General features: G+C 34.0%; 12 protein-coding genes and 1 tRNA gene. 7 read left to right on the forward strand and 6 right to left on the reverse strand.

Annotated elements, in window-relative coordinates; translation table 11 throughout:
* Nucleotides 1–7: 7 nt before the first annotated feature.
* The gene (locus tag EV143_RS03200; RefSeq protein ID WP_133506528.1) at nt 8–1,357 is read left to right on the forward strand and encodes a sigma-54-dependent transcriptional regulator; all 1,350 of its coding nucleotides are present in this window, start codon (nt 8–10) and stop codon (nt 1,355–1,357) included.
* Here EV143_RS03200 and EV143_RS03205 read toward each other — a convergent pair.
* Nucleotides 1,354–3,798 (reverse strand): hybrid sensor histidine kinase/response regulator, encoded by a 2,445-nt coding sequence (locus EV143_RS03205; RefSeq protein ID WP_133506529.1) that lies wholly within the window; start codon nt 3,796–3,798, stop codon nt 1,354–1,356. The genes EV143_RS03200 and EV143_RS03205 overlap by 4 nt on opposite strands.
* A 189-nt stretch (nt 3,799–3,987) precedes the next feature.
* A complete protein-coding gene (locus EV143_RS03210) occupies nt 3,988–5,889 on the reverse strand; it encodes a S9 family peptidase (RefSeq protein WP_133506530.1) in 1,902 nt (633 codons plus the stop codon).
* Between the two features lie 392 nt (nt 5,890–6,281).
* Between EV143_RS03210 and EV143_RS03215 the strand changes: the two genes are divergently transcribed.
* The 3 genes from EV143_RS03215 to EV143_RS03225 are packed head-to-tail and all read left to right on the forward strand — an operon-like array spanning nt 6,282 to nt 9,101.
* The gene (locus EV143_RS03215; protein WP_133506531.1) at nt 6,282–7,394 is read left to right on the forward strand and encodes an NAD(P)/FAD-dependent oxidoreductase; all 1,113 of its coding nucleotides are present in this window, start codon (nt 6,282–6,284) and stop codon (nt 7,392–7,394) included.
* Nucleotides 7,394–8,164 (forward strand): monofunctional biosynthetic peptidoglycan transglycosylase, encoded by a 771-nt coding sequence (gene mtgA / locus EV143_RS03220; RefSeq protein ID WP_133506532.1) that lies wholly within the window; start codon nt 7,394–7,396, stop codon nt 8,162–8,164. Before EV143_RS03215 ends, mtgA begins: the two co-directional genes overlap by 1 nt.
* Nucleotides 8,154–9,101, forward strand: coding sequence for a lipid A deacylase LpxR family protein (locus tag EV143_RS03225; RefSeq protein WP_133506533.1), 948 nt, complete (start codon nt 8,154–8,156; stop codon nt 9,099–9,101). Before mtgA ends, EV143_RS03225 begins: the two co-directional genes overlap by 11 nt.
* Nucleotides 9,102–9,295: 194 nt before the next feature.
* Here EV143_RS03225 and EV143_RS03230 read toward each other — a convergent pair whose 3' ends face one another.
* From EV143_RS03230 to EV143_RS03240, 3 genes are all read right to left on the reverse strand, one after another.
* Complete coding sequence (locus tag EV143_RS03230) at nt 9,296–9,649, reverse strand: hypothetical protein (RefSeq protein ID WP_133506534.1); 354 nt, start codon at nt 9,647–9,649, stop codon at nt 9,296–9,298.
* A 184-nt stretch (nt 9,650–9,833) separates the two neighbouring features.
* Complete coding sequence (locus EV143_RS03235) at nt 9,834–10,619, reverse strand: hypothetical protein (protein ID WP_133506535.1); 786 nt, start codon at nt 10,617–10,619, stop codon at nt 9,834–9,836.
* Between the two features lie 56 nt (nt 10,620–10,675).
* A tRNA-Ala gene (locus tag EV143_RS03240) sits at nt 10,676–10,749 on the reverse strand.
* 105 nt (nt 10,750–10,854) lie between these two features.
* On the opposite strand from EV143_RS03240, the gene EV143_RS03245 reads away from it, so the two are divergent.
* From EV143_RS03245 to EV143_RS03255, 3 genes are all read left to right on the forward strand, one after another.
* The gene (locus EV143_RS03245) at nt 10,855–11,619 is read left to right on the forward strand and encodes an enoyl-CoA hydratase/isomerase family protein (RefSeq protein WP_133506536.1); all 765 of its coding nucleotides are present in this window, start codon (nt 10,855–10,857) and stop codon (nt 11,617–11,619) included.
* A 127-nt stretch (nt 11,620–11,746) separates the two neighbouring features.
* The gene (locus tag EV143_RS03250) at nt 11,747–12,196 is read left to right on the forward strand and encodes a 6-pyruvoyl trahydropterin synthase family protein (RefSeq protein ID WP_133506537.1); all 450 of its coding nucleotides are present in this window, start codon (nt 11,747–11,749) and stop codon (nt 12,194–12,196) included.
* Nucleotides 12,197–12,299: 103 nt separating this feature from the next.
* Nucleotides 12,300–13,043, forward strand: a complete 744-nt coding sequence (locus EV143_RS03255) for a UDP-2,3-diacylglucosamine diphosphatase (protein ID WP_133506538.1) — start codon at nt 12,300–12,302, stop codon at nt 13,041–13,043.
* Here EV143_RS03255 and EV143_RS03260 read toward each other — a convergent pair whose 3' ends face one another.
* Nucleotides 13,044–14,255 carry a cytochrome c3 family protein gene (locus EV143_RS03260; RefSeq protein ID WP_133506539.1) on the reverse strand — a complete coding sequence of 404 codons (1,212 nt, stop codon included), beginning with the start codon at nt 14,253–14,255 and terminating at the stop codon, nt 13,044–13,046. It abuts the gene before it with no gap.
* Nucleotides 14,256–14,302 lie beyond the last annotated feature (47 nt).

The following is a 14,302-nucleotide window of genomic DNA, read 5'->3' on the forward strand; positions in this document are numbered from 1 at the left end:
AAAGCAAATGCCAAAGATATTAATAATAGAAGATGACATCTCATTCTGCAAACTATTAGAGCGATTTCTAGTAAAAAAAGCATACGATGTAACAATTGCATTCTCAGCTGAAGAAGCAAGATTAGCAATCAAAAAAGAATCGTTCGATTTGATTTTGACAGATCTTCGTTTGCCTGATTCTGACGGTATTGGACTTATGACTGAATTCAAAAATTCAAACCCTGAAGTCCCTGTTGTGCTTATGACAGGATATTCAGATGTAAATACTGCTGTAAAAGCGATTAAAAACGGCGCGGCAGATTATATTTCGAAACCTTTTAATCCTGATGAGGTTTTACTGGTAATTACAAATGCATTGCAAAATGAACCAGAGCAGGAAGAAATCTCAACAAAAGAAAAAAAAGCGGTAAAAAAACCAGCACCTTCTTCTGAAAATGAATTTGTAAGGGGAATTTCTGTTGCTTCAAAAAAATTACTGGATCATATTCAATTAGTGAGTCCTACAGATATGTCTGTTTTAATTATTGGAGAAAGCGGAACAGGAAAGGAAATCATTGCAAAAAGTATTCACCAGCAAAGTAATAGAAAAAACAATAATTTTATTGCGGTTGATTGTGGTGCAATTCCGAAAGAATTGGCAGCAAGTGAATTCTTCGGACATTTGAAAGGATCATTCACGGGAGCTATTAGCGATAAAATGGGTTATTTTGAGGCCGCTAACGGAGGAACTATTTTTTTAGATGAAATTGGGAATCTTTCATACGAAAATCAAATACAATTGCTTAGAGCGCTTCAGGAGCGAAAAATCAAACCGGTTGGAAGCAACAAGGAAATAAATGTCGATATCAGAATTATAACGGCAACCAATGAAGATTTGCGTGAAGCCGTTAAAAACGGTGATTTTCGAGAAGATTTATACCATAGAATTAATGAATTTTCGATTTTGTCGCCTTCATTAAAAGATAGAGAAGAAGATTTAATGGTTTTTGCAGATTATTTTCTGGAGAAAGCCAACCAGCAATTGAATAAGGAAATTATTGGCTTTTCGCCAGAAGTAGTTACTATTTTTCAAAATTACAACTGGCCGGGAAATTTACGTGAACTTCAAAATTGCGTAAAACGTGCTACATTACTAACACGCGGAGATTTTATCGAAAGCGATGTTTTGCCTGCCGAGTTTTTTCAGATTCAAAAACAAAGTACTGCTAATAGTAATTTTTCATTATCAGAAAATGAAAAAGAAGCGATTATTCATGCCTTGTCAAAAGCACATAATAATAAGTCTGAAGCCGCCAAATTGCTTAAAATTACCAGAAAAACACTTTACAATAAATTGAAACATTACAATATAGACTAAATTATTTCTTGTTGTAAAGATTCAAAAAGCGTATTGATTTTGATTTTTAAATCATCAAAAATACTTTTTAAATCTTCCTCTTTGTATGCTTCTTTTTCTAAATCTTTTAAAATTTTAGCAATATCATTTGCCTGAATTTGCCTGAACATTGGCGCAATTCTATGGGCAATCGCATGAATTTCTGAAATGTTTTTATTAGTAATTGCTTTGTCCAGAAACCCTATATTTTCTTCCGTACTTTCTACAAATGAAATTATAACATCTCGTAAGGCATCATTGTCGTTGCCTAAAAACTCTTTTAAGGTTTCTAGCGAATATAAATGAGGAGAAGCTACTTCTTCTTTTTCATTAATCTCAATAGTTGGAATCGTATCATTTTCTAAAATTTGCTGAATCGTTTCTAATAAAACTTTAGGCGAATACGGTTTTTTGATCACCGTTGTAAATCCGGCTTTGGTGTAAACCGAAAAATCTAAATCAGTTCTTCCTGTAAGCGCAACTACGGGTTGATTTTTAAAAGTTGAATTTTGAGAGTTTCGTAATTTTTCAACAAACTGAAAACCGTCCATTTCCGGCATTTGAATATCAGTAATAATAAAGTCAAATTTAGTGTGAGAAATTGCTTCTAAAGCTTTGTTTGCCCTGTCAAAAGAAAAAACCTGATGATTTTCCTGTTTTAAAACGCCGCTCGTTAAATTCAACAAATTGATATCGTCGTCAATAACAATAAAAGTATATTTTTTGTCATTAAGACGAATAGGTTTTTTAATTTCAGGAACCCCATTTTCGCTGCTATTGTCAATTAACAAAGGCAATTTAATTTCAAAAACACTTCCCTTGCCAAATGTACTTTCCAAATGTAAAGTTCCGCCCAAAATCGAAATTATTTTCTGGCAAATAGACAATCCTAAACCAGTTCCGCCGTATTTTTTTTCGATGCCTTCGTTCGCCTGAGCAAATTCTTCAAAAACCAATTTCTGATTATTCTTTTCGATTCCAATTCCTGTATCTTCGATAGTAATGGTGAAAAATGGTTCCTCAAGGGCTACAAATGCGCTAATTTTTATAAAACCTTCTTCAGTAAATTTATAGGCATTTCCGATAATATTGCTCAGAATTTGTTTTAAACGAAAAGGATCTCCAACAACTTTTGTATTCAGTTTTTCATCGACATTAATAATAAGTTCAATGTCTTTTTGTTTGTAAACCGTTTGGATGTTTTTGGCAACATCATCAATAATTTCGGGCAAATAAAACGGTACTTTTTCAATGGTAATTTTTCCGGCTTCAATTTGAGAAAAGTCCAATAAATCCTGAACCAGTTGCGAGATATATTCAGATGAGTTTTTAATGTTCTTGACAAAATAAGATTGCTTTGTATTGACATCAGAATTGCCTAAAAGTTCTGTATAACCCACAATTGTACTTAACGGCGTTTTTAAATCGTGACTTACTGTCGAAATTAATTGCTCCCGACTTTTAAGTAGATTTTTGGTTTTGAAATTCGCGATTTCAAGCTGCTTTTTATACACTTGCGACTTCGAATAATCACTAACAATTAAAACAGAGAAAAACAACGTTAATATTAAACCAATAATAGCCGAAGCCGTGACAATTTCATTGACTTTTTTTAATGATTTTTCTTTTAATGAATTGTTTTTGATGGAGTTGATGATAATTTCTCTTTCAATAATTCGAAGTACTTTTCGAAGTTGTTCAGAAATAGCAATTTCATTTTTCAGGAGTTTATTCTCTTCAAAATTCAATGATTCTTTTTTCTTTTCCGCTTTCAGTTTTACATTACTTAGAAGTTTTTTCGAATTAGCCAAAATAGAATCTGAAGCTTGTTTGCTTAACGTGTTGGTACTGTCATCAGGAATATTCTGATTGAGATAATCAACGTATTTCTGCAATACATTTCGCTGATAATTTCCCAAATCGTTAGGGCTTTTGGTAAAATCCTGCAATTCCAGTTTTCGGAGTTTGAACTCCATTTTGGTAATTTCGTCAATGGCAGTATTTACAGAAACTTCATCTTCGGCTTTGTTTTTTATCGTTTTTAATTGTCTGATGTTCTCTGTTTTTTCTGATAATAAATACGTTACGCTATCTAATAAAACCTTTTGATAATCTGTAGTAACAATTTGTTTTAAAGTATCAATTCTTGATTTTAATGAATCTGTTTCAATAAGGTAGCTTTTAAAATCTTTTTCAGAATTGGTTTGAATCGTTTTTCGTGCTAAACTTTCTGTTTTGTAAACATTCGAGAAAAGCTTACTAACTCTTAAAATTTTGGTTTTCTCATAAGCAATCTTATTTTCAAGTTTGTTGTAAACGACATTTTCAGAATACAAAAACCATCCCACAGTAACCACTAATCCTAACAAGGCAATATAACTGAAGAGTACTTTTAATGCGGTATAACTTCTCTTACTCTCCATATAGTAGAATTGCTGGGCTTTTAGCTTATTATTAAATTGCAATTTATTTAAAATTTTCTAATTTAAGAAAATTAAAGGCATCCAAAATGTTATATAATTGTAATAATGGTCTAAAAAAAGCCGCCTATTTTTTCAAACTCTAAAATTGAATCTGAAAAAATAGGCGGCGAACTTTATTTAATTAATGAATTATAGCGTTTCACTCAGCCATTTAAAGAATTCTCCTTGCCAAACCTGAGCATTTTGAGGTTTCAAAACCCAGTGATTTTCTTCCGGGAAATACAATAATCGGCTTTTTATACCTCGTAATTGTGCCGCCTGAAAAGCCTCTTGTCCTTGCCCAATTGGCACACGAAAATCTTTTCCTCCCTGAATAATCAAAATAGGTTTATTCCAGTTTTGCACCAAAGTTGCAGGATTAAAAGTTGTGTATGCTTTTTGCGCCACAGCATTATCTTTTTCCCAATAAGCACCGCCAAAATCCCAGTTGTTAAAGAAAACTTCTTCAGTAGTTCCTAACATACTAACAGTATTGAAAACGCCATCGTGGGCTATAAAAGTTTTAAAACGGTTTTTGTGAATTCCAGCTAAATAAAATACAGAATATCCACCGTAACTTGCACCAACACACCCTAAACGAGATTTGTCGACATAGCTTTCTTTAGATACATCATCAATTGCAGAAAGGTAATCGTCCATAACTTGTCCGCCCCAGTCTTTACTAATTTGTTCGTTCCATTCTACACCATGTCCTGGCATTCCGCGACGATTTGGTGCCACAACAATATAGCCTTTTGCCGCCATTAAGGAGAAATTCCAACGGAAAGAATAAGCCTGAGTTAAAGCAGATTGTGGTCCGCCTTGACAAAATAATAGGGTTGGATATTTTTTCGTAGCATCAAAATTTGGAGGAAGAATTACCCAAACCAACATTTTTTTGCCGTCCGTTGTTGTTACATAACGTTTTTCAATTTTACCTAATGAAAGCGTTTTATAAGTTTCTGTATTTACCTTTGATAATTGTTTCCAGTTTTTTTTCTTCAAATTATAAGAAAAAATCTCTCCGGCATGGTTCATGTCAGATCTTGTTACGATAATGTCGTCGCCAGCAAAACCAACTAAATCATTTACATCAAAATCCCCACTTGTTAATTGCTGCACCTGAATTGCTATTTTCGTTAAACCCGGAAAGTTTACAGAAAACAATTGTTTTGTACCATCAACCGGAGCAACAAAAAACACATTTTTACCATCTTTACTCCAGATAAAATTATCTACAGTTCCGTCCCAATTTGCAGTTAGATTGGTTTTGATTCCTTTAAACTCAACAATAATGTCGTTTTTATCAGCTTCATAACCATCACGTTTCATTTGCAGCCAGGTCAAATTTCCTGTTGGAGAAAATTGCGGCGCCGTATCGTAACCTAAATTATCTTCGGTTCTGTTCGTCGTTTTTTTAGTTTCTAAATTGTACTCATAAATATTTGTATTCGTAGAAATCGCATATTCTGTTCCTGCTTTTTTCTTGCATACATAAAAAATGCTTTTTCCGTCCGGAGACCAGATATAATCTTCGTCACCACCAAAAGGTTTTTGCGGAGAATCAAAAGTTTCACCTTTTAAAATGTCAATTCCTGTTGCGCCTTCTTTATTTTCTTTATAAAAAACATGGTTGAATTTCCCTTCATTCCAGGTATCCCAATGACGGTAATCTAAGCCATTATAAATCTGAACATCTGATTTTTGAAGGTTCGGATAATAATCTTTACCTAAAACCTTATCAAGTTTCACCTCTTCATTATACACTAAAAATTTTCCGTCAGGCGAAACATTTTTGTCTTTCAATACCTCTTTCGTGTCTTTAATTTCAGTTGCATTTCCGCCATTTACAGGCAAAATATAATATTTAGACGACGACTTGTTTTCTTCTACAGAAGGAGTCGAAACCTTAAAAACAACATTCTTTTCATCTTTCGAAAGTCCAAGTGCAGAGACTCTTCCTAATTTCCATAACAATTCCGGTGACATTACATTTTGTCCGATAGCGTTTAAACTCATCATTATTAAGGTTGTAAATAAAACTTTTTTCATAATAAACTTGTAATTTTTGTGGAGCTAAAAGTACGAATTTTAAATCCCAATTTTTTGAATTCCAAATTCCAATTATTTGTTAAAACTTACCGGCGTTGTCGGCCTGACCGTTCCGAAGCTTCGGAAGAAGGCTTATTACGTGAAAGGGCTTCGACTTCGCTCAGCCTGACACATAATTTTTTAGATGAACCATTAAGAGATGAAGGTATTAAGGTATATTTAGAAAGCAGTACTTAATTTTCTTAATCTCTTAATGGTAAAAAACAAAACATTAATGTTTAAGAAAAAAATAGCGTTAATCTGTGAAATCTTTGGCAAAAAAATAAAATTTAAATGAACTTATATTACTTAAATGGTTCAAAAAAATCATTATTTTTATAAAAATTTGCCAAATGGAATTAAGTTACTGGGAACTGAAAAATTGGTTCACGAATGTCGATTATACAATCGTGGGCAGCGGCATCGTGGGTTTGTATGCAGCATTGCGCTTACGCGAAAAATTTCCGGCAGCCAAAATTCTGGTGTTGGAAAAAGGAATGCTGCCACAAGGCGCAAGTACAAAAAATGCCGGTTTTGCCTGTTTCGGAAGTCTTTCAGAAATTTTGGAAGATTTAAAAACACATACCGAAGAAGATGTCGTACAGCTTATTGAAAAACGCTGGCAAGGTTTGCAATTGCTCCGAAAAAGATTAGGAGACAATGCAATTGATTTTAAACCTCATGGCGGATATGAATTGTTTCTAAAAGAGGACGAAAGAGGATTTAACGAAACGATAATGCGTTTGCCGTTTATCAACGAAATTTTGAAGCCTATTTTTAAAAATGATGTTTTTGCCAAAGAAGTAGACCGATTTGGATTTGAAAATATTCATGAATATTCGATCTTTAATCCGTTTGAAGCACAGATTGATACCGGAAATATGATGCAGGAATTGCTGAAACAAGCCGTCGCTGCCGATATTTTAATTTTGAATCAACAAACGGTAACAGGATATTCAGATTTAGGAAATCAGGTTGAAGTTGTTCTTGGCGATTTTAGCTTTAAATCGAATAAAATACTTTTTGCAACCAATGGTTTTTCAGGTGAATTAACCAATGGAGCCGTACAGCCTGCAAGAGCACAGGTTTTAATTACAGAACCTATAAAGAATTTAGATATCAGAGGAACTTTTCATCTGGATCGCGGTTATTATTATTTCAGAAACATAGGCGACAGAATCTTACTTGGAGGTGGACGAAATCTCGATTTTGAAACTGAAACCACAACTGAATTTGGCCAGACCAAAATTGTACAAAATAAGTTGGAAGATTTACTTAAAAATGTAATTTTACCAAACCAGGAATTCCAAATCGCCCATCGTTGGAGCGGAATCATGGGAATTGGAAACAGTAAAAAACCTGTTGTGTCGCAACTGTCTGAAAACGTGTTTTGTGGAGTGCGTTTAGGCGGAATGGGTGTAGCAATAGGAAGTTTAATAGGAACAGAATTAGCAGATTTAATATAATGGCAGCAACCAAAAAACCGGCACCAAAAAAAACTACCGCAAGTAAACCGAAACCAACCGCTAAAAAGAAGAACCGCTCTTTGGGTGAAAAAGTAAAATGGTTTTTCATTAAACTAATGTTATGGTTTTTCGGCCTTTCAATTGGTTCTGTGATCTTTTTTAAATTTGTTCCGGTGCCTTTTACGCCATTAATGATCATTCGTGCAATCGAAAATAAAGCAGGAGGGAAAGAGGTTTATTTTGATCATGACTGGGAACCAATTGAGAAAATTTCGATGAATTTACAAAAAGCTGTAATCGCCAGTGAAGACGGAACTTTTTTGATACATAATGGTTTCGATTTTAAAGCGCTTCAAAAAGCATACAAAAGCAACGAGCGCGGTCGCCGAATTCGTGGTGGAAGTACAATTTCGCAACAAACCGCCAAAAATGTATTTTTATGGCAGGGAAAAAGTTATTTGCGTAAAGGTTTAGAAGCTTATTTTACTGTTTTAATAGAAATTATCTGGGGCAAAGAACGCATCATGGAAGTCTATTTAAACAGCATCGAAATGGGTGACGGTGTTTATGGCGCTTATGCCGCAACAGAACACTGGTACCGCCGGGATGCGTCGAGTTTAACACCAATGCAAGCTGCCGGAATTGCCGCTATTTTGCCCAATCCAAGAAAATTTAAAGCTACAGGTTCATCAAGTTACATTAACAGAAGAAAACAGAGAATCGTTCGCGAGATGCGTTATGTTGGAAAAATAAATTATAATGGAAAGTAAAAAAGCATTTTTTGCTTTTCTGATATTGACTACAACGTTGACTTTTGGACAAGGAAAAACTAAAGAAATAGGTTTTATAACCGACAATGATTTATACACATCGTCTAAAAATGATATGTATTATACGAATGGTTTAGAACTTTTTTACCGATTTTTATCGAAGAACAACAACGAGAAAATCAATAAAAAAATAACTGAATTTCGAGTTGGGCAATATATATATAATCCAAGATATATTAACAAAGAAGCGGCCAATGATAACAATCGTCCTTTTACGGGTTATCTTTTTGCCGAAGCCGGAAGAAGTTTCTTTTACCAGTCAGAATCAGTTTTAAAAACCGATTTTCAAATTGGTTATATGGGGCCAAATGCCTTTGGTCGCGAAACACAGGAAAGCTTTCACCATGTTATTGGTTATAAAACCGTTTACGGTTGGGAGAACCAGCTTCATAACGCTTTAGGGATTCAGGCGCATGTTTTGTATTCTAAAAAATTGTTTAAAAGCAATCCCAAAGAATTTATAGATCTAAATTTTCAGTCGGAAGCAAATCTGGGCACTATTTTTACCGGAGTTTCAGCAGGTTTCCTGACCCGAATTGGTTTTAAGAAATTACTCCCAATTTACGATTCGAATTTGCATGATGCTTCTGTAAATTCTCAACCGCAGTTTAATGTGAGAGAATTTTATTTTTATGCGATTCCAAGTATCAATTACCAATTTTACGATGCTACAATCGAAGGAAGTATGTTCAGCAATACAAGTCCGGTAACTTTCGAATTGATTCCGTGGCGCTTTAATGCCGAGTTTGGTTTAAAATACCGACACAATAATTTCAATTTGTCTTACTCTTTTATTTATCACGGAAAAGAATTAGAAAGTCATGATATGACGGGCTCTTTTTATGGAAGTATTCGATTGGGGTATTTGTTGAGGTAGGTTATAAATGAGAACGATAACTAAAAAAAAACTTTAAAGTCCTTACGGGACAAATGTTTTGCATTTAATATTTATTTACCAATATTTAATTTCTACGAAATACTCCGTTAGGAGTTACATATTGGTAGTAGAAAGCAACGTATCCAATAAATATCCCGTAGGGATTATATAAATATTTAATCTTTTTATTTGTCCTATTCGGAAATTGCTATTAAAAAGTATACAATTGATGAAATTAAAAGAACCAATCCAATAATAAGAAGTACGTCATCTTCTGTAGTACTTAAGCTTTTTTTGGCTAGCTGATAACGAACAATTAATAGCCCGATTTCATAGAAAAACAAAAAACCAATTAAGGTGATCAAACCGTAAACTTTTTCTAATCCGCCGCTTCCGCCAAAAGCGCCTTCATGTGCAAACCAGCCAATAATAAGACCCAACGGAATAACCAGTAATGAAGATTTTATAAGTAGTGGACTGCCTTTCCAGAACAATAATGCAAGTAGTGCGATTATGGGCAATAATAACCAGCGTAGTAATATTGTCATCTTTTAAGTTTTTAATTTGAAATTATAAATATTTCGCTCTATATAATTTCATGTAAGTTAATTAAAAACGATTTTATTTTGAACAAAAGATCTTCTGAAAATAAAACTTACTCACATAACGCAAAAAAGGAGTCATAGTAAATACTAATAACTCCTTTTTTGAAAAATATAATTTTAAAATTCTTTATTTGCTGTGACCTAGATTGTAACCATTGACAGCAAGTTTTTTTACAATATTTATTGCTGTAATGTCTTTGCTCATTTTGTAGCCAATAAAATTTCCGCCGTTGTCAAACTCTACTTTAAAAACTTTTTTATCGTACGTTATTATTTCCTTGTTTAGATATTTATCATAACCCTGAACCGTTCCCATTTGTGCAAACCAGGTTGCAATTAAATTATGGTCTAAGTCTGTTACTTCATATTTTTCGACCTGGCCATTTTTAGTAATCATCGAGATGTAGCCAATTTTCTGGTTTTTGCTCAGGATATTGCCGCTGTCATCTAAAGTTAAATCAAGAGCATCGGTAATTTTTTTCTCTGCATTCTCTTGTTTACAACCGTATTTTTCGCCCAAACCAGTTGGTGTATCATTTAGAAATGCATTTATTTTTTCTAACTGAACGCCGTTTTCTGTAATCATTTCCTTTGCAAACAAAGTTTGAACAATACTTCTGTCTACATTAAAAGGCGAATATTTTGCAAAATCAAGATCGTTAGATTTTTTATCATTTTCATTAAAAACTTCAATATAAACTTTACCCGGTGTTGTCGTATTGCAAATTCTCATGTAAGCAGTAATCGTGTTTGTACCGTCTAAATTCGAGATTTTGTATTCGCGAAGTACTTTTGTAGAAATTTTCGCAATTGGTTTTCCGTCTAATAAGACTTCTCCCTTTTTGATTTTAAATTCTTGTGCAAAAGAATTAATGCTTATTAATACAAATAAAGCTAGAATGATTTTTTTCATATGGTTTTTAGTTTAATGAATAAAAAAACCGTATCACAATAAAGTAATACGGTTTGTGGAGAATACCGGATTCGAACCGGTCACCCCTTGCCTGCCAGGCAAGTACTCTAGCCAAATGAGCTAATCCCCCAATTGTGTAGCAAATAAAGTCAATTAATTTTCAAAAAACAAATTTCAAATCGGCTTCAGTTGAAAATAGTTGCCAAAATCGTAACTTTACCATAAAAACTATTTTATGAGTTCAGAAATTCAAAAGGGATCTTTAGAAACTACTTTTCAAAATAATATTGCAACCGTTCAATTTGGTCATCCGGCGAGTAATTCTTTCCCACGAGAATTGTTAGATCGCTTAACTGCCGAAATTAATTCTTTAAGTCGAAATGAAACTATTTCGGTTATTATTTTGCAAAGCGAAGGTTCGAAAGCCTTTTGTTCAGGCGCTTCGTTTGATGAACTTCTGACAGTAGAAAATGAAGAACAGGGAACCGAATTTTTCTCTGGTTTTGCACATTTGCTAAATGCCATGCGAAATTGCTCTAAACTAATTGTAGGTCGTGTTCAGGGAAAAGCAGTTGGCGGTGGAGTAGGGATTATTGCCACTTGCGATTATGTTTTGGCTACGACCGAAAGCGCTATAAAACTTTCTGAACTGGCAATTGGCATCGGTCCGTTTGTGATCGAGCCGGCCGTTTCACGTAAAATTGGTAAAACCGCCATGACCGAAATGACATTAGCCGCACACGAATGGAAATCTGCAGAATGGGCGCTTCAAAACGGATTGTATGCTTCGCTTCATTCTTCAGAAGAACTGGATGCAGCCGTTGCCAATTTTGCTCAAAAATTAAGCTCGTACAATCCGGAAGCTTTACACGAAATGAAGAAAATTATCTGGGAAGGAACAGAACAATGGGAATCATTACTTATTGAAAGAGCCGCGATTACTGGTAAATTGGTTTTATCTGATTTTAGCAGAAATGCTTTGACACAGTTTAAGAAATAAAAAAAAGGAAATCCCAAATTCCAATATAGAACTCAATGCTCTATTGGAATTTGGGATTTTTCTTTATTTGGAATTTATTATTTAAACGGTTATTAATTTGTAAATTTGCAACCTAAAATTCAAATCGATGAGTAATATCAGAATTACAAAACAATTTAGTTTCGAAACCGGTCACGCTTTGTACGGTTACGACGGAAAATGCAAAAACGTTCACGGACACAGTTATAAATTGTCGGTAACAGTTATTGGTTCGCCAATAACGGATCGGACAAATGTAAAATTCGGAATGGTAATTGATTTTTCGGATCTAAAGAAAATTGTAAAAGAAGAAATCGTCGATCAGTTTGATCATGCAACCGTTTTTAATGAAACGACACCGCATATCGAATTGGCAAATGAATTAAAAAACCGTGGACATCACGTAATTTTGGTTGATTATCAGCCAACAAGTGAAAATATGGTAGTTGATTTTTCTGAAAGAATCATCGCGCGTTTGCCAAAAGAAATTTCTCTTTTTTCCCTTAAACTTCAGGAAACAGAATCGTCATTCGCAGAATGGTATGCATCTGATAATTAATTAGTCGAAAAGTCCAAAGTCCAAAGTCGAAAAGTCCATATCTAAGAAGTCTAACATCTAAGAAGTCCAACAATCTAAGCAGTCTAAAAATCTAATAATCTAAATGAAAAAAGTATATTTCGCTTCTGATCAGCATTTTGGAGCTCCAACTTCTGAGTTGAGTTTGCCTCGCGAACAAAAATTTGTAGCCTGGTTAGATGTGGTAAAACAAGATGCCGAAGCTATTTTTTTATTGGGAGATTTGTTTGATTTCTGGTTCGAATATAAAACCGTTGTGCCAAAAGGATTTGTGCGTGTTTTAGGTAAACTTGCTGAAATTCGTGATAGCGGAATCCCGATTTATTTTTTCGTTGGAAATCATGATTTATGGATGAATGATTATTTTCAAACTGAATTGAATATTCCCGTTTATCATGATAACAAGGAATTCACTTTTAACGGGAAAACCTTTTTAATAGGTCACGGCGACGGAAAAGGCCCAGGTGATAAAGGATATAAGCGAATGAAAAAGGTATTTACAAATCCGTTTTCAAAATGGCTTTTTCGCTGGTTGCATCCGGATGTTGGTGTGAGTTTAGCGCAATATTTATCCGTTAAAAACAAACTGATTTCGGGTGCCGAAGATGTAAAATTTTTAGGAGAAGAAAACGAATGGCTGGTTTTATACGCCAAACGCAAACTCGAAACCAAACATTACAATTACTTTATTTTCGGACACCGTCATTTACCAATGATTATTCCGGTTGGAGAAGATTCCAATTATGTAAATCTTGGCGACTGGATTGGTTATTTTACCTATGGAGTTTTTGATGGCGAAACTTTCGAACTTCAAAAATTCGAACAATAATTAATTTTTATTGGCCGGATAAATAGCAATTTTGTGTGTTCGTAAAGAATAACTCGACATTGCCGCTTTATTTGATTGTTGAAAACGGATTGCTTTTGAATCTTGTTTCGGCATATGACATTCCACACAATTGTTTGCTAACATCGCTTTTGAAATCGTTTTTAAAGTCGCCTCGTTATGCGTTACACCCTGATGACAACTCATGCAAATTTTAGAATACGTTTTTAGATTTTGAGATGCATTTTCATGGGGATTATGACAAGTCATACAATCCATAGTTTCACTTTTCTTAAAACATTTGCTTTGAGAAAGTAATCCCAATTGATTTCCGTGAACATCATAATGAATGCTGTCATTTGATCCCGGAACAGCTCTAAAATAATCTGAAAGATTATCTCCGGGCTTAAATTCAAAACGTGATTTCATTTTATATTTATCATTTCCGGAATGGCAAAGCGCGCATGCATCTATTTTTTGCTGCCTTTTTAAGTTTTTGAAAGCAACAATATTTTGAGCAATCTTTAAATCAGGAAATTTTAAATGTGTCTGAACATGTTTTTTTGCCGGACCGTGGCAGCGTTCACAATCAATACCATAAATCAGCGTTTTTTTGTTCACAAAATCTTCCACTTCCATAGTCATAAAAGTAATGCTATCCGAACTGGTGGTAATATATCTACTCGCAATATTAGAGCTGTGGCATCCGTAACATTCTTTTTCTACTTTTCTTTCGAAATTAGTTGTAGTTGCAGAATAACCCGGACTTGTTGCCCACGAATTTATCGATTTATAGTACGAAATAGGAAGTTCGTAACTATAATGATTTTTCCAGTATGCGCTGGTTTGGGCGTGTTTGGTTCCAAATAAAACTTCAAACGGATAAGCTTTAACTTCTTTATTGTTTTTATACAAAACCTGATACATTGTATCGTTTCGCTCTTCCATCACTAATTTTGTGTCTTTATCATAAACAAAGATATTTTTACCATCTTTAAAATGTCCCAGAATATTTTCTTTAGTTGCCGGAGCTGTGGCTTTGAAATGTGAAGTATGAAAAGCCGATTCAGATTGTGCCTGATGACATTGAATACAGCTTTCAGAACCGGCATAATCGGTTCCGCGCGGATCAATATAATTGTCAGATTCATTCTTGCAGCTTGTAAAAAATGTGGTCAAGACAGCAATGACAAAAAGAATTCTTATTTTTTTCATTATTGTAAATATACTTTTTTTTGAAGAAAATCAAAATATATTTCAAT

The sequence above is a fragment of the Flavobacterium chryseum genome, from assembly GCF_004362015.1.
GTDB lineage: Bacteria > Bacteroidota > Bacteroidia > Flavobacteriales > Flavobacteriaceae > Flavobacterium.